This is a genomic window from Biomaibacter sp. TOL (assembly GCF_059717795.1).
In genome coordinates this window covers 1,959,266-1,982,637 of sequence record NZ_AP046092.1, presented here as the reverse complement: position 1 = coordinate 1,982,637, position 23,372 = coordinate 1,959,266, and the positions used below count along the sequence as shown (strand labels likewise).

24 protein-coding genes are annotated in these 23,372 nt (G+C 44.6%); 22 read left to right on the top strand and 2 right to left on the bottom strand.

What is annotated here, in order from left to right:
* Positions 1-164: 164 nt before the first annotated feature.
* From AC6I1H_RS09955 to AC6I1H_RS09925, 7 genes are all read left to right on the top strand, one after another.
* Entirely contained in the window at positions 165-926 is a 762-nt protein-coding gene (locus AC6I1H_RS09955; RefSeq protein WP_497737441.1) for a ParA family protein, read from the top strand.
* Complete coding sequence (locus tag AC6I1H_RS09950; protein ID WP_497737440.1) at positions 919-1,755, top strand: ParB/RepB/Spo0J family partition protein; 837 nt, start codon at positions 919-921, stop codon at positions 1,753-1,755. Before AC6I1H_RS09955 ends, AC6I1H_RS09950 begins: the two co-directional genes overlap by 8 nt.
* 39 nt (positions 1,756-1,794) lie before the next feature.
* The gene (locus tag AC6I1H_RS09945) at positions 1,795-2,613 is read left to right on the top strand and encodes a sugar phosphate isomerase/epimerase family protein (protein ID WP_497737439.1); all 819 of its coding nucleotides are present in this window, start codon (positions 1,795-1,797) and stop codon (positions 2,611-2,613) included.
* 149 nt (positions 2,614-2,762) lie between these two features.
* Positions 2,763-3,230 carry a metallophosphoesterase family protein gene (locus AC6I1H_RS09940; protein WP_497737438.1) on the top strand — a complete coding sequence of 156 codons (468 nt, stop codon included), beginning with the start codon at positions 2,763-2,765 and terminating at the stop codon, positions 3,228-3,230.
* 11 nt (positions 3,231-3,241) lie between these two features.
* Positions 3,242-3,427 (top strand): hypothetical protein, encoded by a 186-nt coding sequence (locus AC6I1H_RS09935; RefSeq protein WP_497737437.1) that lies wholly within the window; start codon positions 3,242-3,244, stop codon positions 3,425-3,427.
* Positions 3,428-3,971: 544 nt separating this feature from the next.
* Positions 3,972-4,784: a Cof-type HAD-IIB family hydrolase gene (locus AC6I1H_RS09930; RefSeq protein WP_497737436.1), complete on the top strand. Its 813-nt coding sequence runs from the start codon at positions 3,972-3,974 to the stop codon at positions 4,782-4,784.
* Positions 4,785-5,060: 276 nt separating this feature from the next.
* Positions 5,061-8,261: a glycoside hydrolase family 10-like protein gene (locus AC6I1H_RS09925; RefSeq protein WP_497737435.1), complete on the top strand. Its 3,201-nt coding sequence runs from the start codon at positions 5,061-5,063 to the stop codon at positions 8,259-8,261.
* Between the two features lie 98 nt (positions 8,262-8,359).
* On the opposite strand, the gene asnB is transcribed toward AC6I1H_RS09925, so the two are convergent.
* The gene (gene asnB, locus AC6I1H_RS09920; protein WP_497737434.1) at positions 8,360-10,204 is read right to left on the bottom strand and encodes an asparagine synthase (glutamine-hydrolyzing); all 1,845 of its coding nucleotides are present in this window, start codon (positions 10,202-10,204) and stop codon (positions 8,360-8,362) included.
* A 485-nt stretch (positions 10,205-10,689) separates the two neighbouring features.
* Here asnB and hydG point away from each other — a divergent pair, with 485 nt between their 5' ends.
* The 9 genes from hydG (at position 10,690) to AC6I1H_RS09875 (ending at position 17,597) form a co-directional block, all read left to right on the top strand.
* Positions 10,690-12,120, top strand: a complete 1,431-nt coding sequence (gene hydG, locus AC6I1H_RS09915; RefSeq protein WP_497737433.1) for a [FeFe] hydrogenase H-cluster radical SAM maturase HydG — start codon at positions 10,690-10,692, stop codon at positions 12,118-12,120.
* A gap of 155 nt (positions 12,121-12,275) precedes the next feature.
* The gene (locus tag AC6I1H_RS09910; RefSeq protein WP_497737432.1) at positions 12,276-13,418 is read left to right on the top strand and encodes an aminotransferase class V-fold PLP-dependent enzyme; all 1,143 of its coding nucleotides are present in this window, start codon (positions 12,276-12,278) and stop codon (positions 13,416-13,418) included.
* Between the two features lie 73 nt (positions 13,419-13,491).
* Positions 13,492-14,184: a DUF554 domain-containing protein gene (locus AC6I1H_RS09905; protein ID WP_497737431.1), complete on the top strand. Its 693-nt coding sequence runs from the start codon at positions 13,492-13,494 to the stop codon at positions 14,182-14,184.
* 87 nt (positions 14,185-14,271) lie between these two features.
* Entirely contained in the window at positions 14,272-14,787 is a 516-nt protein-coding gene (locus tag AC6I1H_RS09900) for a DUF4446 family protein (RefSeq protein WP_497737430.1), read from the top strand.
* 80 nt (positions 14,788-14,867) lie between these two features.
* Positions 14,868-15,782: a peptidoglycan DD-metalloendopeptidase family protein gene (locus AC6I1H_RS09895; protein ID WP_497737429.1), complete on the top strand. Its 915-nt coding sequence runs from the start codon at positions 14,868-14,870 to the stop codon at positions 15,780-15,782.
* 12 nt (positions 15,783-15,794) lie between these two features.
* The gene (locus tag AC6I1H_RS09890; RefSeq protein ID WP_497737428.1) at positions 15,795-16,202 is read left to right on the top strand and encodes a bactofilin family protein; all 408 of its coding nucleotides are present in this window, start codon (positions 15,795-15,797) and stop codon (positions 16,200-16,202) included.
* Positions 16,203-16,247: 45 nt separating this feature from the next.
* The gene (locus tag AC6I1H_RS09885; RefSeq protein WP_497737427.1) at positions 16,248-17,132 is read left to right on the top strand and encodes a diacylglycerol/lipid kinase family protein; all 885 of its coding nucleotides are present in this window, start codon (positions 16,248-16,250) and stop codon (positions 17,130-17,132) included.
* A 23-nt stretch (positions 17,133-17,155) separates the two neighbouring features.
* Positions 17,156-17,452 carry a YkuS family protein gene (locus tag AC6I1H_RS09880; RefSeq protein ID WP_497737426.1) on the top strand — a complete coding sequence of 99 codons (297 nt, stop codon included), beginning with the start codon at positions 17,156-17,158 and terminating at the stop codon, positions 17,450-17,452.
* The gene (locus tag AC6I1H_RS09875; RefSeq protein ID WP_497737425.1) at positions 17,436-17,597 is read left to right on the top strand and encodes a YkuS family protein; all 162 of its coding nucleotides are present in this window, start codon (positions 17,436-17,438) and stop codon (positions 17,595-17,597) included. The genes AC6I1H_RS09880 and AC6I1H_RS09875 overlap by 17 nt, the downstream gene beginning before the upstream one ends.
* Before the next feature lie 74 nt (positions 17,598-17,671).
* Here the strand turns inward: AC6I1H_RS09875 and yyaC are convergent, their stop codons facing one another.
* Entirely contained in the window at positions 17,672-18,238 is a 567-nt protein-coding gene (gene yyaC, locus AC6I1H_RS09870; RefSeq protein ID WP_497737424.1) for a spore protease YyaC, read from the bottom strand.
* Positions 18,239-18,379: 141 nt separating this feature from the next.
* Here yyaC and AC6I1H_RS09865 point away from each other — a divergent pair, with 141 nt between their 5' ends.
* The 6 genes from AC6I1H_RS09865 (at position 18,380) to AC6I1H_RS09840 (ending at position 23,358) form a co-directional block, all read left to right on the top strand.
* Positions 18,380-19,420 carry a YkvI family membrane protein gene (locus tag AC6I1H_RS09865; protein ID WP_497737423.1) on the top strand — a complete coding sequence of 347 codons (1,041 nt, stop codon included), beginning with the start codon at positions 18,380-18,382 and terminating at the stop codon, positions 19,418-19,420.
* A 195-nt stretch (positions 19,421-19,615) separates the two neighbouring features.
* On the top strand, positions 19,616-20,134 hold the full coding sequence (locus AC6I1H_RS09860) for a tetratricopeptide repeat protein (RefSeq protein WP_497737422.1): 519 nt from the start codon (positions 19,616-19,618) through the stop codon (positions 20,132-20,134).
* A 2-nt stretch (positions 20,135-20,136) separates the two neighbouring features.
* Complete coding sequence (locus AC6I1H_RS09855) at positions 20,137-21,234, top strand: PQQ-binding-like beta-propeller repeat protein (RefSeq protein WP_497737421.1); 1,098 nt, start codon at positions 20,137-20,139, stop codon at positions 21,232-21,234.
* The gene (locus AC6I1H_RS09850; RefSeq protein WP_497737420.1) at positions 21,231-21,803 is read left to right on the top strand and encodes a CvpA family protein; all 573 of its coding nucleotides are present in this window, start codon (positions 21,231-21,233) and stop codon (positions 21,801-21,803) included. The genes AC6I1H_RS09855 and AC6I1H_RS09850 overlap by 4 nt, the downstream gene beginning before the upstream one ends.
* Before the next feature lie 14 nt (positions 21,804-21,817).
* The gene (yedF, locus tag AC6I1H_RS09845; protein WP_497737419.1) at positions 21,818-22,432 is read left to right on the top strand and encodes a sulfurtransferase-like selenium metabolism protein YedF; all 615 of its coding nucleotides are present in this window, start codon (positions 21,818-21,820) and stop codon (positions 22,430-22,432) included.
* A gap of 62 nt (positions 22,433-22,494) precedes the next feature.
* On the top strand, positions 22,495-23,358 hold the full coding sequence (locus tag AC6I1H_RS09840) for a mechanosensitive ion channel family protein (protein ID WP_497737418.1): 864 nt from the start codon (positions 22,495-22,497) through the stop codon (positions 23,356-23,358).
* Positions 23,359-23,372 lie beyond the last annotated feature (14 nt).

Sequence of the window (23,372 nt, the reverse complement as noted above, 5' to 3'; positions counted from 1 at the left end):
TAGAACAGAACATTATTTTTTAAAAACAAAAAAAACAGGAAGGAAAAAAAGAAATAAAGAAGAAATTTTATATATAAAGTTGATTTAATAAAAACGACATCTTTCGCAGCAGGGTATTTGAAAGGAGGAAGAGAAACAGGGCAAAAGGCCTTTGTTTCGAATTTATGTCGAGAATAATGGCCATTGCAAATCAAAAAGGCGGGGTGGGCAAGACGACAACTGCGGTGAACCTTGCAGCATGCCTTGCAGTGCTGGGTAAAAAAGTTTTGCTGGTTGACATAGACCCTCAGGGAAATACGACCAGCGGTATCGGAGTAGACAAAAAAGAAATTGATAAATCAATTTACAATGTTATTATCAATGAAGAATCTATTAAGGAAAACATAATAAAAACAAAATATGAAAATCTTTTTCTTTTGCCGTCAAACATACAACTGGCGGGAGCCGAAATTGAGCTGGTGCCGGCAATTTCAAGAGAATACAAACTTAAAAATGCCATAGACGAAATAAAAGATGAATATGATTTTATAATAATAGACTGCCCTCCTTCACTGGGACTATTAACATTGAATGCCCTCACAGCCGCTGGAACGGTGCTGGTACCAATACAATGCGAATATTACGCTTTAGAAGGATTGGGACAGTTGATGAATACAATCAATCTGGTTCAGAAGCATCTGAACAGGAATCTCCAGGTGGAAGGAGTTCTACTAACCATGTTCGATGCCAGGACAAATTTATCGATTCAGGTAGTAGAAGAAGTAAAAAAATTTTTTAAAAATAAAGTTTACAGGACAATTATTCCGAGGAATGTAAGATTAAGTGAAGCTCCAAGCCATGGAAAACCGATAATAACCTACGATGCAAAATCTAAGGGATCACAGGTATATATGGAACTGGCGGAGGAGGTGCTCGGAATTGAATAAGAGAGGTCTGGGGAAAGGATTAGGCGCTTTAATACCGGAAATAGTTAAAGAAGAAGAAAATGTTCTGGAAGTACCAGTAAACGAGATAAGAATGAATAAAAATCAACCGAGAAAACATTTCGACGAAAAGAAACTGGAAGAACTGGCCGATTCAATAAAGCAGCACGGGATTCTGCAGCCGGTAATTTTAAGGAAAAAACAGACAGGATATGAGCTAGTGGCGGGAGAAAGAAGATGGAGAGCAGCGCAAAAAGCTGGAGTAGAAAAAGTCCCGGCAATAATAAAAGAACTTTCGGATATGGATGTAATGGAAATTGCACTTATAGAAAATCTACAGAGGGAAGACCTGAACCCTCTGGAAGAAGCGGAGGCCTATAAAAAACTAATTGAAGAATTTGGCATGACACAGGAGGAACTGTCTAAAAGGGTGGGGAAAAGCAGGTCACAGATTGCAAACACGGTAAGACTTTTAAACCTGGACGAAGAAATTAAAAAACTGATAACAGAAGAAAAATTAACGGCGGGTCACGCGAGAGCGCTGCTTGCCATAGAGGATAAAAAAGAAAGGTTAAAACTGGCAAAAAAGATAAGCGAAGAAAACATGTCGGTAAGGCAAATAGAAGAGGCGGTAAAGAAAGATGAAAACAGGAACAGAAAAAATAGAAAGACCGAAGATATTAACCCCGCTTTTATCGATATATCGGAAAAGCTGCAAACAGCCCTTGGTACAAGAGTAAGAATAAAAGGCACGGAAAGAAGAGGAAAAATTGAAATTGAATTTTATTCAGAAGACGAACTGGAAAGAATTTTAGAGACAATAGTGAAGTAAACGTGTTTCACGTGAAACATTTTGAACGAGGTGCGAAAAGTGACTTATGAAATAAACCTGGGAATATTTTCGTGGTTCGGTTTCGTGATGCCTCTATCGGAGAGATTAAAGATGATAAAAGATGCCGGGTTCGATGCGACTTCTATCTGGTGGGAAGATGAGAAGGAGCCTTTCGCTATATGCAAACAGGATATGCCCAGAATGGTGAAAGATGCAGGATTGGTACTGGAAAATATTCATGTGCCTTATAATAATTCGAATGATTTATGGAGTGAAAACACTGATGCACGCGAAAGTATTGTCCGTAAGCATGTTGAATGGCTGAACGATTGCTCAAGATTGAATATTCCACTGATGGTTATGCATATAATGGAAGGAGAAGAGCCGCCGGCACCAAATAAATATGGAATTGAAAGCATGTCGCATCTTGTAAAAGCTGCGGAAGATCTAGGGGTGAAAATAGCCATTGAAAATACCCTGCGTGATGATAGCGTGTTATTTTTGCTGTCTGAGATAAAATCAAGCCATATGGGTTTTTGCTATGACAGTTCCCATGCCATGCTAAGGAAACACAGAAACGATCTCTTACTAAAAGATTATGGCGGCAGGCTTTTTGCTACCCATTTATCGGACAATGACGGCCTTTTTGACCGGCATTGGCTCCCTGGAAACGGAGAAATCTGCTGGGATGAAATGGCGGCATCCTTCCCTAAAGATTACAAAGGATTTTTTACACTGGAGACAGTTCCGACAGAAGAGGAAAAAAAGTTGGGACCTGAAAAGTTTCTGGCTAAAGCCTTTAAAAAAATCTCATGGGTCGAAGGACTATTTAGAGCTTCCAGACCAACCGACAACTAAAAGAAAATTTTCCTTTAATGGAGATGTTGACTTTATACCCACACTGGAGTATAAAAGAGAAGATGGTGAAAGAGCACTGCTAGATTTAGAAATGGTAATTAGAGCTGCAGAGAAAATCATATTAACTTGATGCATCAGGAGGACAATCAATGACGGAACACATAGTAGGTGTTATTTCTGATACTCATGGTCTTCTAAGACCAGAGATATTGAATATTTTTAAAGATTGTCAACACATAGTCCATGCAGGAGATATAGGAGATCCGTATATCATAGATGCTCTCAATAAAATAGCTCCCGTTACGGCGGTAAGGGGCAACTGCGACAGGGACGGATGGGCATATAAATTCCCATTTACAGAAACCATGAATATCGGGGAGATATGCCTTTATCTTCTTCACGACTTGAATCGGTTGGATCTTGACCCGAAAACGGCAGGTTTTGATGCGGTAATCAGCGGTCATACCCACAGGCCTTTATTAGAACGACGCGATGGAGTGATGTTTTTAAATCCCGGCAGTGCCGGTCCGAAGAGGTTCACTCTTCCTATCAGTGCGGTAAAGCTGCGAGTAAAGGGTAAATCGATTGATGTGGAGTTTATAAAACTGGATGATTAAGGGGAATGTTTATGAATATGGCAATCCGTGACGCGGTTCATGGAGATGAACAGTACATAGTCGAATTGATCCGGGAACTGGCCGATACATTGAATTGTTCCAGTGATGTTACGGAGGAAGCTGCCGGAAAGTTACTATCTTTTCCCGGATGCGGGGTTCTGCTGGCTTTTTATAAAGAAAAGCCTGTGAGGAACTAGTGGTAAGCCTCGAAACTCGGGGGCGTGGCTAAAAAGTTGTTAAAACTCAACATGCTACTTTAACAGAAACATTATAAAATCGGCTCCGGAAGGCCACAAGCTCGATAATATCAAATATAACAGCAGAGTTTGCTTTAGTTTGGTTGGTACGTTCAGGATCATACCTGAAAAGTTCGATACAAATTATGATTTTGAAAGCTGGTATATTATACTTCAATCTGAATGTCGGTAATATCGCCTTTACGGCAGTAGTTACCTATTTTTTTCAGCTCCTTTTTCGGGATTCCCTGCTCAACAAGATAGTTAGCAAGGAATTCCCCCTGTGATATACTTTGAAGATGGGAGCCGGTAATACCGCCGGTCACTGCAATAATCTTTGCAAGTCCCTACCAGTAAAATTCGGCAGCTCCATCTGTCCGGGTATGCTGGTATCCTCCTCGATGATGGCGGATGCAATTATTCTGCAGAAAAAGAGGAAAAACGCAAAACATGTCAAAGATATTAATAAATGATGCAAAGATTAGTTCAAAAGTGGTGAGTAAATATGATTAAATTAATTGCCCTTGATGTAGATGGGACGCTGGTCGATTCAGAAAATGTCGTATCATCCGACAATGAAAAGGCGGTGAAAAAGGTTCTTTCATCCGGTATAAGGGTAGTCCTTGCTACAGGCAGGCATCGCGATGGGGTGAAAAAAGTCTTGGAGGTTCTGGGTCTTTGTTCCGAACCTCTTATTATTGCAAACAACGGTGCCTTGATATACTCGGGGAATCATCTGCTGCGGAAAGAATTTTTTGCTACGGATGACGCCGACAGTGTCATAAGGTTCAGCACTCAAATTTCCGGAGCAGTGGTCGCTGTATTTCAGCCGGATATTATTTATTATTATCTTAATTCTTCTGTAGATAGGGAATATGTGATGAAAAAATTCGATGTTTTCGATATGAATCGAATAAAGGAAGTCAAAAATCCTGTCGATATTCCCCGAGAGCATGTCACTAAAGTAATGCTGATAACCGGTTCAGAAGATTACGCCAGAGAAGTTCTCGATATGTGGCCTGCAAACCTATCGCACCTCAATTGCAGCCGTTCATATCCGTATATTTGCGAGATAAACAGCGGTCGGTGCGACAAGGGAGAGAGCCTTAAATTTCTTTGCAATAAACTGGGGATATGGCCGGAAGAAGTGCTGGCGGTGGGGGATGGCGAGACCGATATTCCCATGCTGGCCTTTGCGGGCCATTCGGTATTTGTCAGGCATTCGGAATACTTGCCAAAGCTTGCGCCTCATGTGGAAGTTACTCCTGAAGGATTTCAGAATAAAGGTGTTGCATGGGCTATAGACAGATACCTTTAGCTTCAAACGTTTAAAAACAAAGTTTTTGAAAATCGGTGAATGTCGATGGAAACACTATTTGTTCAATATTTCTCCTGCTTCTGAGCTTTGTATGGGGGAGAACCTGTATGAAGCTCAGTTGCGTTTTATGCGGCAAATGCTAAACTATTGTGAAAATAATACTGATTATAAAAAGGGGTCTGTATAAGAGTGAGATTTGTCAAAGGTTATGTGTTGTGCATTTTTATTTTAATTTTTATGTTACATATTAACGCAAATGCATTGGCGGCTGGTGATGTGGTAAACTCTCCGGGAATTACTTTTGAGAACGGTTTGACATATTCCATTGATCTGGTGGACAGCAAAAGACAGGAAGGGAAAATCATAATCTATACCAGAAATTATGGGGAGAGCACTCCGCCGTTTGTGAAAAATACTCTTGAGTTTGTGGTGGTAAACAACATAATTGTTTATATAAACACCAATGGGAAAAATGGAACATACATTCCGCCAGATGGTTATGTTGTTTCATACACGAAAGATAATGCGGATTTTATAAAAAATCTTTATATCGGCGAAGAAATAACACTGTCAAATCTGGAAATACCCGTATTTCCCGAAATGTATTTCAAACTGGGCGATATGATAATACCGATAGATAACGTTAATTCGGTCAGGGGCGCCAATCAGGTGATATTATACAATCCGTCTTATGGCTATTCAACCGGGACAAACGGCTGGGGAATGGAATTGACGGTGAAAAATAATGTTATCAGCGATATAGTCGATATGAGAAATGACAGCGGGGCATGGCTCAACAATAATTCGCTGATACCATCCGGTGGAGCGGTTATATCCGTGCATCGGGGAAGCCCATATTACAACCTGTTGCGTGAAAAGGCCAGAATCGGCGATAAGGTTATGATTTCTGCAGACAATATAAAACTGTACGGTGCAGGAAAGATAGCATATGATGCATACAATCCGGTATCGCTGGAAGATAATCCCGCTGCGTGGGACGAAGAAAATCAAAAGCCGTTTGATGGCTATAGAGGCCCCAACCAGATGATAGTTTATGACAAGAATTATGGAAACCGCACGGGAACAAATCCTTACGGATATGAAGTCGTGGTGGAAAGCGACAGTAAAATAATAAAAAATGGAGGAAACGACTCGGAAATTCCTGCGGATGGATATGTCCTTTCGGGGCACGGCGATAAATTAAAATTGCTCCAAAAATATGCCCTTTTGGGTTCAACAGTTGTATTGAATAAAGACAAGAAAGAAGCAAGAATAATTTTTACGCCAAACTCATACTTGGATATGGCCGCGGCCAGTATTAAATCGGCAGAGGAAAGTCTGGAAGATGCAAAAAACAAATTTTTGGATATTGATTATGATAAAGTACAGAAAATGATCGACACCGCCAGAAATAAATTGAAAAATGCGCAGACTCAGTTGAATCAAGGCAGGTATAGAGAATTAATAAATACGGTAAATGAAATACAAAATGACGCAGACAATGCATATTTTATGACGTTTGAATCCATAAAAGTGGAAAACAGGGCGGTATGGCTGAGACCTAAAGAAATCAGTGTTGATGAAATAAAAAAGCATCTTGACATGTTGAAAGATATCAATATAAATACTGTATACCTTGAAACATTCTGGAACGGATATGCAATATATCCGACGGAAAATGAGATTATTACGCACAACCCCATGTACCGCGGTTTTGATGTGCTCGACACATATATAAAAGAAGCACACGCGAGAGGTATTAAATTGTACGCATGGGTTGAAGATTTCCTGGCAGGCCCGTCCGTTGCATCAAAAAAGCCCGAATGGATGGCTGTCAGCAGAAAAGGCGATATATATTTTCAGGACAGCGATAAAAATAAGTATTACCACATGAATCCTGCACTGCCCGAAGTGCGAGACTTTCTATCCGGGCTTTATATAAATCTCATAAAAAAATACGACCTGGACGGGATTCAGTTCGACTACATGAGATATCCTGCTTCCGGCGATTACTCAAATGATTTCGGCTACGATTCATATACAAGAAGGCTGTTTGAAAGCTACACCGGCTGCGATCCATTAACCTTAAAGCCCGGCGATGAATTATGGGATAAGTGGTGCGGGTTCAGAAGAAATATAATCAGTTCATTCGTTTACAGAATAATATCGGAAGTAAAATCCATCAGACCGGATATAAAGATATCGGCAGATGTGCGGCCGGACTATGATAAGGCGATTATAGACACGTATCAGGATGCCAGGGATTGGACGATAAAGGATTATATCAACAATCTGATACCGATGTCTTATTATCTTTATGAGCAGCCGGTGGCCGATGATATCAATAACACCTGGGCCTTTGCCAGAGGGCATTCCCAGGTGACCGTCGGCATCGCTGCATTTACAAAGATTGATAAAAAAACTTTTTTAAGACAGATCGGCGCCGTAAGAGATGCAAATACGAACGGCATCGGAATCTTCGAATTTGAATCGCTTTTTACCGGCGGCTACGACAGCGCATTAAAGCTTGGCGCCTTCAGCAAGCCCGCCATTACGACCGATGCTGACCCGCAACAATCCATAAAATCGGTGCTTAAAGATATTTTGAGAAAAATAGAAGGCATTTACATAAGATACGGCGGTATGAACGGTGAACAAGCTGAAAGATACAGAAAATTGATAGAAACACTGATGATGGATTTCGAAGATTATAAAGACAGCATAGAAAAAGCATATTCTTATAAAGACAAAATTGAAGATTTTTTGGATATATTAGACAGTGATGAGAGTCTGAATAAAGAGGTCGCAAAAAGAATCGGCTTTGATTTGAATACCGTGCTGAATATCATCGACGAATATATTTCGGGAATCAGGTTTATGGCAAACCATAGAGTGAAAAGTTTCCAGGCGGAGATGCCGCTGGAGGTTCTCAAAACTGAAAAAGCGGCGCCTGTAAGAATAAAAGCAGTATTTGACGATGACAGCTCAGCACTCATGTATCTTGACAGCGCCCAGTATGCCATAAAATCCAGTGATGCTGATGTGGCCGCCGTAGAAGAAGGTGTATTGAGGGTAAAAGGCAATAAGGGGAGAGCGACAATCACTATAGACATTCTGGATACATTCAATTTTAACACTATAAAAGGTGTCGATAAAAAGATAGAATTTGACGTAAATCCTCGCGATGAAGACATAGTGAATCCGGCATATGCTAGTTTAACTGCGCAGGAGGTGACCGATACCGAAGTGAAATTGGACTGGTCGGGGCCGGTGATTGATTCTGATATCGCTGGATACATTGTTTATCGTAATGGCAGTAAAATAGTGAGGATTTCTGGGACTACGTTTTGTGACAGTGATTTGCGATCAGATGCGGTATATTTTTATAAAGTATATGGATTTGATGCGTCAGGCAGCATTATATTCAAGAGTAATGAGCTAATAGTAAAAACAAAAGAATCAAAGGATGACAGATAAGACCCTTTATTCAAGGGTCTCTTATTTTACTTTTTCATAGGTTTTATAAAACTTTGTGCAGTGTGCATCTACCACAAGCAAAGATTTTGCAGCAGTTGTTATAAAACTGTGACGTCATATTTCCTCATCCAGAAATCTGTCTGGATGAGATATGCGAAGAGCTGGGGGACAGTCATGAGCTGCCCGAACCACGGGATATCGAAGCAGGAGGTATCTGCCCTGGCTAGGTCAATTACTGCTTCTTTATTTATAAATGGCAGCAGCGGTGAGGCAGGGTCGTTCAAAATTTCAAGAATTTTATCCTTGACGATGGCCATATATTCGGGGTTATGTGTTTTGGGGTACGGGCTTTTTTTGCGGTACAAAATATCCTGCGGCAGGACCCCTTCCATGGCTTTGCGGAGAAGGCCTTTTCCCATGTTTCCGTAGCTTCTCATGTGCCAGGGGATGTTCCATACGTACTGCACCAGTCGATGATCGCAATAGGGCACCCTTACTTCCAGGCCTGTGTACATGCTCATGCGGTCTTTCCTATCCAGTAAAGTTGGCATGAAGCGGGTGACACTGAGGTATGTGATTTCCCGTATGCGCCGGTCGAAGGGGCTCTCTCCGGCAAGGCGGGGGACTTCATCCAGGGCCTCGCGATACCTGTTTTTCACGTACTCCTCGGGTTTTATTCTATCAATTAATTCGGGTGAAAGTATTCTAGTCCTCACCTTCATCATGCGTGTCCAGGGGAATATGTCGGAGTTGAAGTCCTCGGATCGTCTGAACCAGGGATACCCTCCGAAAATCTCATCGGCGCCTTCGCCGGACAGGGCCACGGTGGCGTCTCTTTTTACTTCCCGGCAAAAAAGATATAATGACGAGTCCACATCGGCCATGCCCGGCAGGTCTCTGGCCAGCACCGCGTCCTCAAGGGCTTCGGCGAGATCCCGGGTACTGATTACCACGCATTGATGATCGGTGTGGAGATAGGATGATACTTTTTGCACGAAATATGAATCGCTGTTGGGCTGGAATTCGCTGGTTTTAAAATAGATGTCGTTTCCGGCGTAATCCACCGAGTATGTGCTTACCGTCTTTCGGCCGTTGCCGCTGAAGGCATCCGAAACCAGGGCAGTTATGGCGCTTGAGTCCAAGCCGCCCGACAGCAGAGTGCAGACGGGGACATCGGACACAAGCTGCCTGTGTACCGTGTCTTTTATAAGTAAAAACACGTTTCGCACGGTAGTATCCATATCATCTTCATGGGGGCGGCTTTCCAGGGCCCAATACTGTCTTATGCGGGTGCCGGACCTATCGTGCGACAATGCATATCCCGGTTTCAACTCCTCGATTCCCCTGAAAACCCCGCATCCGGGGGTCCTGGCGGGTCCCAGAGCGAATATTTCCGCAAGGCCCGTGGCATCCAGTTCCGGCTTTACCAGAGGGTGAGCAAGGAGCGCTTTGATTTCCGAAGCAAATATGAAACAAGTGCCCCTTTTTGTAAAAAACAGGGGTTTCACGCCCAATCGGTCCCGGGCCATAAAGAGCTTCTGTTCAGCTTCATCCCATATGCCGAAGGCGAATATGCCGTTTAAACGGCTCATGCAATTTTCTCCCCAGGCTATATATGACATCAGCAGCACTTCCGTATCGGAGCGGGAGGTGAAGTTATAACCCATGCCTGAAAGCTCTTTTCGCACTTCATCGGTATTGTAAAGCTCTCCATTGTAAGTTATGCAGTAGGTGCGGCCGCAGATTTCCCGCACCATCGGCTGGCCGCCGCCGGCAGGGTCCACCACTATGAGCCTTCGGTGACCGAAGGCGGCGTGGGGGAACAACTTGTATCCCATATCGTCAGGCCCCCTTCTTGAAAGAGTCATGGTCATCTTTTCAAGGACGGGTTTTTTTTGTGTCAGATCGTCATCAAAATCTATCCAGCCTGTGATTCCACACATAATTATCCTTCCCTTCAAATAAAAGATTTGCATAGAATATTAATTTTTTGTCATTTATAAAACAATACCACTTTAAAATATTCTTCAAATCAGAATATGGTTACAGAATGTAAGATTTGAGTGAATCAAGATTTGAATAATAAAAAAAAGGATTTTTGGTATAAAGTGACGATTTTGCAGGGCTAAGCAGAGCGAATATCAACAACACATAAAAAAATTATTGCGGTTAAGAATTATATGGAATATAATAAAAAATAAATATATATTCCTGACGTGAGGGGAATCCTGAGCGAAGGGGGGAGCAAAAGATGGAAAGATATTGGGCATCAAAGGCTTTGCCTCCCGGAGGATAAAGCCTTTTTTCGTTGATTGATTGAGGGAAAAACAAGAGAATGTAAAACTCACAAGAGTGCTTCCGGATTGCGATGGGCATTATGCTGCCCAGGAGTGATTTTGCCACAAAAAAATTTAAGGGAGAGATAGTTATGTTTAATTCAAAAAGTTATTTGGAAAACATGAGGGCAGATTTTATAGATGATAAGGCCATAGGGGAAGCCCTGGAAAAGGGAAAAAATGTATCTTCCGAGGCCATAAGGGATATTTTTGAAAAAGCAAAGCAGGCTGAAGGCCTTGACCTGTACGATGTGGCAGCGCTGCTTTATTGCGAGGACAGGGAACTACTGGATGAAATGTATTCGATAGCTCATGAGATAAAAAAGAAAATCTACGGCAACAGGATCGTTCTTTTTGCTCCGCTCTATTTCAGCGACTTTTGCGTAAACAACTGCCGTTATTGCGGTTACAGGCGGGACAACAGGACCCCGAGGCGGAGGCTGTCGATGGATGAAGTGCGGGAGGAAGTGCGGATACTGGAGGATATGGGGCATAAACGTCTGGCCCTGGAAGCCGGGGAAGACCCGGTGAACTGCCCGATTGAGTACACTCTGGAGGTGATAAAAACCGTATACGACACGAAACTCAAAAACGGCAGCATCCGTCGGGTGAATGTAAACATTGCGGCAACGACTGTGGAAAACTACCGCAAATTGAAAGATGTGGGTATCGGCACCTACGTACTTTTCCAGGAAACCTACCACAGACCCACATATAAGTATATGCACCCTTCAGGGCCTAAGAGCGATTACGATTACCACACTACGGCCATGGACCGGGCGATGGCAGGAGGAATCGACGATGTGGGGTTAGGCGTCCTCTTCGGTTTGTACGATTATAGGTACGAAGTTTTAGCCCTGTTGCAGCATGCCCGGCATTTGGATGAGACATACGGGGTGGGCCCCCACACCATATCCTTTCCCAGGATAAGGCCCGCCTATGGAATAAACATCGAGGATTTTCCGCATCTTGTGCCTGATAAAGAATTCAAGAAGATTGTAGCCATTCTGCGCCTCGCTGTTCCTTATACCGGCATGATTCTGTCTACCAGGGAAAGGCCGGATTTCAGAGACGAGGTCATCGATGTGGGAATATCTCAGATTAGTGCGGGTTCGTGCACCGGCGTGGGCGGATATCATGACGAAATATCCAGAAAATCGAGCGGTGGCGAACACGCTCCGCAGTTTTTGGTGGAAGACCGCAGGACTCCCAATGAAGTACTGTTGTCTCTGTGCAGGAGGGGCTACCTTCCGAGCTACTGCACCGCCTGCTACAGGCAGGGCCGCACCGGAGACCGCTTCATGCAGCTTGCGAAAACGGGCAATATCCAGAACTGCTGCCTGCCCAACGCAATCCTGACTTTCAAAGAATTCCTCATCGACTATGCCGAGCCTGAGACACGCCGGGCGGGAGAGGAGGTTATAAGAAAAAGCCTTGAAGACATTGACAATCCTGTCATAAAGCAAAAGACCATCGAAAGGCTGGCTAGAATAGAGCAGGGAGAGCGGGACCTTTATTTTTAGCAGAAGCTAGATATCGGAGGTCAGAGGCCGGACATAAGACATGGGCCGAGTCCCAGGCCATCTCCGACAGAAAAGTAACTTTTAACATCAGAATTAAGGTTTGCTACTGGAATCAAAATATAATTTGTGGTAAAGTTATGTTTGAGGTGCTTTCAATGATATATTTTGACAATGCCGCCACCACTTGGCCGAAGCCTGAAGAAGTATATAAGGCGATGGAAGAAGCCATGAAAAACCACGGAGCAAATCCCGGCAGGAGCGGTCACAGTATGGCTCTTGATGCTGCAAGGCTTATATATGAGTCAAGACAGCATCTGGCGGATTTTTTTAATGCCGAAAGCCCGAAGAACATAGTATTTTCGCCGAACGCCACTGATGCCCTGAATACGGCCATAAAAGGGGTGCTCAAGCCCGGGGATCATGTCATAACATCGTCTATGGAGCACAATTCGGTGGCCCGGCCCATTTTTGCCCTGGCCAGGATTGGAGTCCAATGGAGTATTGTAAGATGTGATTTGAGGGGATTTATTGATCCGGATGATATACGGAAAGCAATAAAACCCACCACCCGCCTTATTGCGGTGACTCACGCCTCCAACGTCACCGGCACCATCATGCCGATTCGAGAGATTGGCGAGATAGCCCGGGAAAACGGGATCCCGTTTCTGGTGGATGCCGCCCAGACCGCAGGGATTATCCCTATAGATGTGCAAAAAATGAATATAGACCTCCTGGCTTTTCCGGGCCACAAGGGACTTTACGGTCCACAGGGCACGGGAGGCCTTTACGTGCGGGAAGGGATCGATATTGTTCCTATAAAAGAGGGCGGCACCGGCAGCCTTTCGGAACAACTGGAACAACCCGGCATGCTTCCCGACAGGCTGGAAAGCGGCACTCTCAATACCCCGGGCATCGCAGGCCTCCTGGCGGGGGTGCGATTTATAAAACAAAAGGGCATGGAAAATATCAGAACCCATGAGAAAAATTTGATTACCAGATTTCTTGAAGGCCTGGAAAATATCAAATCCGTTACAGTATACGGCCCGAAGGAACCGGGAAGTGTCTGTTCCGTGATTTCTCTGAACATTGCCGGGCTAAACTCTTCGGAGGCGGCCCATATACTTGACAGCAGATTCCATATAGAAGTGAGGCCCGGCCTGCACTGCAGCCCCCTTGCCCATGAAACCGTTGGCACTAAAGATACTGGTACGGTACGCTTCAGCTTTTCGGTTTTTAATACCGAAGACGACATCGAAGAAGCCCTGAGAGCTCTGGAGATGATTGGTTCGTGGAAATAAGCCTTTTCTACAAAAGAAACTGGTGATATAATAAACAGGTTGGAAGTGAAATGCAGGATACGGGGGAGGAAACATGCTGGGAACTGTGGTAAATGCGGCAGCGATAATTGTTGGAGCCATCCTGGGCAACTTCTTGAAAGGTGGTTTTCCCGAAAACATAAAGAGCACCATCATGCAGGGGTTGAGCATTACGGTCATGCTCATCGGTCTTTCCATGGCTTTAAAGAGTCAGAATCTGCTGGTGGTCACCCTCAGCATAGTAATAGGGGCCGTGCTGGGAGAGGTTTTACGGATAGAATACCGTCTCAAACAGTTCGGGCAGAGCTTGGAAAGGCGGTTTGGAAACGGTGAAGGGGATTTCACCAGGGCTTTTGTTTCCGCCAGCCTCCTGTACTGTGTTGGAGCCATGGCTATTATGGGTTCAATAGAAAGCGGCCTTACCGGCAATCACACCACTCTCTTTATAAAATCCATTCTTGACGGTGTTTCTGCCGTGGTGTTCTCATCGAGCCTGGGGCCAGGAGTGGCATTTTCGGCTCTACCGGTATTTTTGTACCAGGGAAGCATTACTCTGGCTGCCGCTTATGTAAAAGCTTTTCTCACCGATGTCATAATAAGGGAGATGACCGCCACCGGAGGGCTTTTAATTTTTGCCATTGGCATCAACATGCTGGGAATAAATGTCGAAATAAAAGTGGGCAACCTTCTTCCAGCCATTTTTGTGGCAATTTTTTTGGCCCTGGCGTTTTCCCATTTGCCGGGCTGAGCGCGGCAATTCAGATGCCGGAGGCGATATGAAGCTGGTCTGCGATTCGCAAATTCCTTCTAGATCAAGTTTGTTGGAGGAGAAATCATGGTATCATCTGATTTTTACTTGCTTGTAAAAAATTTTCTAGAGGCCCATGTGGATAAGGTGCTGCTGGCGCTCACATTTGTTTCTCTTTTAACCTTGATTGTTTTTATATCGGTAAATGTTAAGCTGGCGTCGGTTTCTCGAAGATACAATCAACTCATGCGCGGCATGGATGGCAAAAATCTGGAACAATTGCTGGAAAGTTATATCGCTGATGTCAGGGAAGTAAAAGCCGCCATGGACCTGTTGAAAGACAAAGTGCAGGAGCTGGAAAGAGAAGGAAAACTTTCAGTAAAGAAAATAAAATTAAAAAGATATAACGCTTTTCCGGATATGGGCGGCGACCTCAGCTTTTCGGTGGTCTTTCTGAACGATTACAACTCCGGCGTACTGATAACAAGCATTTATGCCCGGGACGAGAACAGGGTCTATCTTAAACCCATAATAAAAGGGACCTGCAGCTACACCCTTTCTCCGGAAGAAAAAGAAATCATTTCTGAAGCAATCGGTGGATAAATTTAACTCGTGAGGAAGGATTTTTATTATTTGGCGTCGAAATATTATTATATTTTTTCAAGAGGTGGTGGTGAACAGGAGTGAAAAAAAAGAAGAAAGAAGCGTTCACTATAATGATCGTACCTCATTCCGGCAGATCCACTCTTTCTATTTCATTTCCAGCCATCATTCTCAAAATTATCGGCGGGCTATTGGTGGGGATAGTGGCAGCTGTTTCGGTTTATGCTGTGAATTTTTCCATTTCTTATAGACAGATACAGGCAAGCAACCGGGATCTCGCGGCGAAAACCAGGGATTATAACAAATTGCAGCAACAGCTTGATTATTTTGTGAAAAAGACGCAGACACTGGAAGAGAAAATGCAAGGCCTTGAAAAATTGGACAAGGATTTGCGTGATCTCCTTAAAAATGATCCTGCTTTAAAAAAAAACATTGACCTGAAACAGGCGGCCGACAGCGAAAGAGTGTACATACTTGCGTCTAGAAGCGGTATAGACCGGGAAAAAGCCATAAGGGACCTGCAGCTTATTGAGTCCAAGCTTCCCGAACAGGAGCAAAGCCTGAAAGAATTAAAAAATGCGATGATACAGAGAAATCAGCGCATGGCTTCAACTCCGTCCATATGGCCTGTTGCCGGCAGGATAACTTCAGATTTTGGCTACAGGAGGTCGCCCTTCGGTTACCGCAAAGAATTCCATGACGGCCTTGATATAGCGGCCCCTTACGGCACCTCAATACGTGCGGCGGCGGATGGCATGGTGGTGTTTGTGGGCTATAAAAGCGGATACGGAAATATGGTGACCATAAGCCACGGCTATGGTTTTGAGACTTCCTACGGTCATACCTCCAAAGTGCTGGTAAAAAAAGGTCAGAAGGTTAAAAAAGGCCAGATTATCGCTCAAGTGGGGAATACCGGACGGAGCACGGGACCTCATGTGCACTATATGGTCAGTGTAAACGGAGAGCTCAAGAACCCCGCCAACTATTTACAGTAAAGGAGGAAGGCGATGTTCGGCAAGAAAACTGACGGGATATCCGTCGGAACGGACAAAGTTGACACTATTTTTGGCTCCAGCACAGAGTTCATCGGCAAAATAAAAGCGGCCGGTATTCTCAGGATAGAAGGAAAGGTCGAAGGGGAGATAGAAAGCACCGGCGATGTCATTATCACGGAAAGCGGCATGGTTAAGGCGGACATCAAGGCCCGTCATGCGGTGATAGCCGGTTCATTCAACGGGAATGCCTCGCTGGAAGGAAAAATGGAGATAAGGGCTACAGGGAAGGTCATAGGAGATATAAAAGTGGCCGGCATTGTGATAGAAGACGGAGGATTGCTGGAAGGCAAATGTGAGATGCAGAATATTTCTCATGAAAGAAATCTTAAACTTGTAAAAAATGAACAGGCCGCAAAATGAACCCAACGAAAGTTGGGTTTTCTTTTGGTGGACAAGGGAGGCAACATGAATACATTATTTATAGTAAATCCCGCGGCGGGCAGGGGCAAAAGTTTAAAAATCTGGAACAAAATCAAAGATAAAATTAATTTTCCTTATGAATTTGTATTGACAAAAGCTCCTGGCGAAGCTGTGGATATAGCCGCCGGCGCCCGCGATCGCGGCTTTACGAGGGTTGTGGCTGTAGGAGGCGACGGCACGATATGCGAAGTGGTCAACGGGCTTGTGTTGAAAGACTTAGAAATGGGAATTATTCCTGCGGGAACCGGTAATGACTTTATCAGGACCGTCGGGATACCCCGGGAACCCAGCGCCGCTCTTGCTGTGCTTGAAAAGGGACGTCCGGAGTATATTGATTTGGGAAAGCATGAAAAAGGATTTTTTATAAATGTGGCGGGAGTGGGTCTGGATGCGGAAGTGGCCAGAGCTACAAACGATGATGTAAAATTCCTCACGGGAACTCCGGCTTATGTGTTTGCGCTGATAATGACGCTGTTGCGCTTTTTTCCCAGAAAAGCCACCATTGAAATAGACGGAAAAACCATACGGAGGAAACTCTGGCTGGTAGCCGTAGGAAATGCAAAATATTACGGTGGAGGAATGATGATATGTCCCGATGCCGTTTTAGACGACGGGTTCCTTGAAGTATGTCTGGTGAACGATATGAGCCGTTTTGAAATATTGAGGTTTTTACCCCGGGTCTTCAGCGGGGGGCACAGAAGCCATCCTTCCTTTGAAGTTTTCAGGGGAAAAAGAATCAAAATAGACTTTGAGATCCCCACTGCGGCTCAGGCCGACGGTGACTATATAGGCGTGACACCAACGAGCTTTTCGATAATGCCCCGGGCTCTGAAGGTTGTGAGGAATAATTTAATTCGCTTCCGTCGATAATAAAAATGGCGGAGGTGGTAAAAATGACCCGGGTCATTGCCCTGGAAGACGGCCTGGAGGATGTCGGAGAGTATCTGAGAGAGAGGGGATATATGACGGTTTCCTGGGGAGAACCCAACGTGGTGGTGGACGCAGTCGTATATACCGGCAGGAAGCTTGACGATATTTACACTGCAAGTTTCAACAGGGTGATGGATCCGCTGTCAGGCGACACAGGAGAGGAATATCCTTACGGGGTTTTGCTGGTAAATGCCCAGGACCGGACTCCGGAGGAAGTGTATGAAATAATAAAAAACAGGGTATATGAGCATTTTATTTAAAAATGTCAAAGTCGATGCGGTCATTGTAAACGGCATCGATAAAAATTTCATGGGAATCGAAGATGTTGCCCAGAACATACCCGTCATAAACGCCCAGGGGAAGACTGCGGATCAGATTTTGGAAGAATTGAAGACAAAACTATAAATTTCGAGGTTCGAAGTTCGATTAAGAAGGAATAGCCATTAGACTATTCCTTCTTTTTTTTATGTGAGCCGTTTTCAACTGAAAAATCTCGAAAGTCCCTTGTTTATGCCTTCAGAAATGATTTCCGCCATCTTCATGACCACATAAAGGCGGGTGTTTTGCAGCACGAAGTATTCCATAAATCCTCCGACGTTTACGATGCCGGTAATGTGAAAGTCGCCCACCGGGGGCAGGTCTTTGTTTACACCGGCTCCGGGCTTTATGGAGCCTCTGGCAAGTTTTATGGTCCCCACATTTTCGGAGCAGCCAAGGGAGGCGTCTACGGCTATGATGAAAGGTTTCGTATATTTTTCGCGTATTTCATCCATAACTTTTGTAAGATTCCCTGCATGAACCGGCTCGGAGAGGGTGCCAAAAACCCTGGCGTGAACGCAGGATTTTTTCAACATTTCCCCCACGAGGGGCCCCAGGGAATCGCCGGTGGATCGGTCGGTTCCAATGCAGAGAATTATGACGGGCAAATGGATAAATGACTCGCTGAGCATTCTGAAAAAATATTCCGAGAAGATTTCGGCGGCATATGGGGCGTCTATATGAACCCTGAGGTCTCTGGGCTTTGTCAGCGGATTTTCGAAAAGCATAATTTTCCTCCCGCACGGCTTTTTTTTATATGATTATATGTGATTCCATAATTTAGTATTCCTTAGAATTATGTGTCATACATTCGCATTTTAATCATAGGATATTGCGAATGTAATTGATGATCTGCGGGAGGCGGTTTCATGGATATAAGAGATGAGATAAACCTGGGATTCATCTATGCCGGCACAATCATTGGGGCGGGGTTTGCCTCGGGGCAGGAAATAATGCGGTTTTTTACGGCTTACGGCAGAAAGGGGCTGGCGGGTATTGCGCTAAGCTGCGCACTGTTCTTTCTCCTGGGCAAATGCATACTGAGCCTGGCCATAAAAAACCAGTCGGTCTCCATTAGGGATATACTGCTGCCGTATGCCGGAAAAAAATTGATGATGATTTTCGAAGTTATATCGGATTTGTTTTTGCTTGGAGGCTACCACGTAATGCTTTCCGGGTGCGGGGCCGTGCTTTGGGAAAGCGTGAGGGTCCCCTATTTTGCGGCGGTTATCGTTTTGTGCACAGGCTGCGTGTTGTGGCTTAATAACGGGGCCGATGGCCTTGCGGAGTTTAGCAAAGTGATTGTTCCGATAATGGTGGTTCTCACTTTTTTAATTTCTTTCAACAGTCTGAAAGGTTTTCGCGACATTTCATATTTCATGGATATGGCCCTGCCCTCAAGGAGCGGATGGCTGTTTTCCGCACTTATCTATGTCAGTTTCAATATGACCTCGGGATGTGTTGTGCTTTCTTCTCTCGGCACTTTCACCAAAAGGCGGAAGGCCGCCTGCGGAGCAAGCTTCATAGCTTCCGGCACATTGTTCGTCATGGCGCTTTTGTTGTATCTTTCTACATCGGTCCATTTTTCAGAACTGTCCGGGGTAGAGATACCTCTTATGCATATCGCCTCTGCACTGAATAAAGAATTATACTGGCTTTCCATTGTTATCCTGCTGTGCGCCATGCTTACCACGGCTCTTTCTTTCGGTTTTGCCTTTGCTCAGAGCGTTTCCCGGAAATTGCGTATAGCTTTCCATCGCGCTCTTTTCAGCCTGTTTTTGGGAATGCCTTTTACCGCCCGGGGGTTTTCCGGAATGATCGGCTTGATTTACCCCTTGTTTGGAATTATCGGGATTTTTTTTGTTTTTTTGCTTATATGCAGGAGGTTTTTTAGTTTAAAAATAGAATGATATAATATATAACGGAGGCCGGAGGTCTGAAGTCGGAATTCAGAATAGAAAGATTTGCCGAAGGGGAATCAACTTAATCCGGCATATGGCATCCGATAAGCCGATAGGTAATTTAAGAGATGAGGTGAAAAGGCCAGATGAGAATTTTCCGGGTGAAAGATTCGTCATCTGGCATCCGGTATGACAGAGGACTTGATGTCGCAAGGCAAGAAGTTGATGAATCTCGGCGAATATGACAGGGCAGAAGAGCTTTTTAACATGTTGATAAAACGCGAGCCCACCAACGCGGAAGCTTACAACAAGCTGGGTGTAATAAGCGCCCGGCGCGGGGAATTTGAAGAGGCGAAAAAGATGTTTTTTAAAGCTCTGGAACTCAAACCTGATTATTCATCCGCAGCCAGCAACCTGGGCAATATATATTTTGAAGCCGGGGACATGGATAAAGCCGAAGAATATTACAAAAAAGCTGCTGCGATGGATCCTGACAATCCCGTGCCCTACAACAATATGGCTGTGATATATAAGAAGAAGAAAAAAATAGACAAATATGTAAGTTATTATAAAAAATCCATCAGTCTGGAGAGCCGTCGCCAGCGCGAATATTATGAAGATACGGAGATGACGGGGTCAAACAGGCAAAAGTTTGGTAAATACTGGTGGATATTCGGCATAATGATTGGAGCGGCGCTTTACTTCCTGATGTCGGGGAGGTGAAAATGGTGGACCGCAAAATTCCCGCAAATTACATGATGTCCGGCGGAATTTTACTTGTTCTCGTGATTGTGTTGATGATTATCACGGATTCAAACCCCATCGGCTTTTCAAAAAATACCCTCTTCAGAACTCAAAAAACCCGAGAAATATTTTCGCTTTCAGGGAGATTGGTCCGTACCGACGACGGAGGCTTTTTCAACTATGACAGGGGTGTCATAAAGAGGGTGGACGGCAGCGGCAGAGCGACATGGCAAAAAAACCTCGAGCAAAAAGAGCTGCTGTGGATGGGCCCGAAAGGCTTTGTAACGGCGGAAGACGGCATCATAAGGATGTGGAGTGCGGCGGGGGAGCTTGTATTTCAAAAAGAGAACTTTATAGGAAATCCTGAAGTTTTGTGTTTTGATGGAGATTATATACTTTTTTCCGGAGAATTTCAGAAAAAAGAATATGCCGCTCTCATGAATACAAAGGGAGCGGTCCTCTGGCAGATTCCTCTGGAAGGTCGAACCATTTCTGGCCGAACCTCCAGATCCGGCTCTTACACGGTGCTGAATTTGATGGATGAAAACCTATCGGGCAAAATGGTTTTTATAAATTCTGAAGGAAACGTGCTGTGGGAGATAAAACGGCCGGTGATTATGCTCTGCCTGGAATTTGTTCCCGACGGAGTGGAAGCGGTGGCTGAGGACAGGGTTTTTAAGCTGGATTTTCAAGGCCGTGTGATACGTGAATACATTTTTAAAGAGGCCGTTTTGCGGGCCGACATAGGTCATGACGGCTATGTTGCGGTGGCGGTAAATCAGAGGGAGGCAAAGTTGACTTCAGAGCTTGCGCCTAAAATTATCATGCTGGACCCGGACTGTCAAATCAAATGGTCTTATGCAATGGAAAAACCGCCGCTTAATATAAAAAAATCCGGAGAATTTGTGTATATAGTTTATGACGATAAAATACTGGCGCTGTCCCGGGAAGGCATGCTCGTTTACTGCATAAATTTTGGAAGCGTAAGGAATGTTGACATAGTCGACAATTCTCGCATAATATTAAACCGTGACGACGGCTCCAGCCTTATTGACATCTCTGGAGGTAATGCGTTATGAACTGGGTAGACATATTTTTGCTGACAATTTTTTTGTCGAGTGCTATTGAAGGTTTTTCAAAGGGCCTCATACTCTCCGCATTTAAAATGGCCGGGGTAATTGTAGCCCTTTATGCGGGTATATTCTACCGGGATGTGGCGATCAACTTTTTAAAAGCTCACCTTGAGCTTGAACCGGTCTTGAGAGCAATGCTCAACATGCCCCGGGTTTCAGAAACGGGCGTGGAAGCGGTGGGAGCCGTGGGACTTGGCCACATCGTCGATATGGCTCTGAGCGCCATAGGATTTTTCATGATATTTGCGGGCATACAGGTGCTGTTTTTGATTCCCGCATTCTTTTTGAACAGCCTTGTCAGACTCACAAATCTCACTCCTATCAACCGGCTTCTGGGGCTTGTATTCGGGCTGGTCCGGTCAGCCGTAGGGGTCGCTCTTATGTACGCAGTGCTCTCGCCGTTTTTGATGGCGTGGCCTGCCAGCTGGCTTTCCAGAGGGCTCAACGGGTCGTATATATTGATGCGTCTGAAGTTTTTGGACTTCATAACGCCAGTTGTGGTAAAATTAATTTGAGGAGGTCTTATATTATGGAAGTTTTTGTGGATGCCCGAGGGAAGGCGTGCCCGGAACCTGTAATCCTGACAAAAAAGGCTCTGGATTCCATGGAAAGCGGTATAGTGGTCACCGCTGTGGACAATGAAATATCCAGGGACAATGTGGTGAAGCTGGCAAAAAGCCAGAATTTACAGTTTCTTGTTGAGCAAAGGGCAGGGGGATTTGAGATCACCATAGAAAAAGGCGAGATCGATAAAGTTCCGAAGCGGCACGAGGATGAGGCGAGAGCTAAAAAACCGTTACTTTCTACAAATGATGATTATATAATCTTCATCTCCAAAAATACTCTGGGCAGTGGAGCCGAAGAACTGGGGAAAATTCTATTAAAAAACTACATACATACACTCAGGGAGGCCTCCCATCTGCCCTCAGCCATACTTTTCGTGAACAGCGGAGTATTCCTCACTACCGAAGGGTCGGACTTGCTGGATACTCTGGCAGAACTGGAAAAAAGGGGCATAGAAATCCTATCCTGCGGCACATGTCTCGATTATTACAGTCTTAAGGAAAAGCTCAGAGTGGGCAAGGTCACCAACATGTTTGAAATCGTGGAAAAAACTACCGGCAAGAGGACCTTATGTTTATAATTTTTGTCTGACCTTTCACCTCTGACCTCCGGCTTCTGATAATTAAGAAAGGTCGTGGTTTTATGTCCGATATCATGCAGACTTACAATGATCTAATAAGCGGACTTCCGCCCTTTGCGGTGCCGGTAGCGAGAGCCGCGGTTATCATTGTTCTTGCTTTTTTGGCTATAAAATTCAGCGAAGGCTTTATAGATAGACTCTTTTTAATGAAACGTTCCGACAAACTGCCAATGAGCGAAAATAAGAGGAAGACTTTGACCGGTCTTTTAAAGAGCATAGTTCGGTATGTGACTTATTTTGTCGTCTTAATAAATCTCCTGGAACTCCTGGGTATCCGAACTGAATCGCTGCTGACGGCCGCCGGCATCGGAGGTCTTGCGGTGGGCTTCGGAGCCCAGAATCTTGTAAAAGACGTAATTTCGGGCTTTTTTATAATCTTCGAAGACCACTACAGAGTGGGAGACTATGTGGAAACCGCAGGCGTCGCCGGCATAGTGGAAGATATAGGCATCAAGAGCACCAGGCTTCGTGACTTCGGAGGCCAGCTCCATATAATCCCCAACGGAGAGATAACCCGTGTGACTAACCATTCCAGAGGTTCCATGCGGGCGATGGTGGAAATCGGAGTTGCGTATGAAGAAGACATAGACAGGGTTCTGGAGGTTCTGGAAGAAGTATGCAGGGAAGTGAGAAACAAAAGGGACGATATAGTGGAAGGACCCATTGTGCTGGGAGTCACAAAATTGGGTTCTTCCGAAGTGGTAGTGACAATACTGGCCAGGACCGTTCCCATGCAGCAATGGAGCGTTGAAAGAGATATCCGGAAGGCCGTAATGGACAGGTTTGCTAAAGAAAATATAGAAATTCCCTACCCAAGGGTAGTATATATAAAAAAGGGCACCGAAAGAGAGGATGAAGGCTCTTGAACTATTTTGTAGGC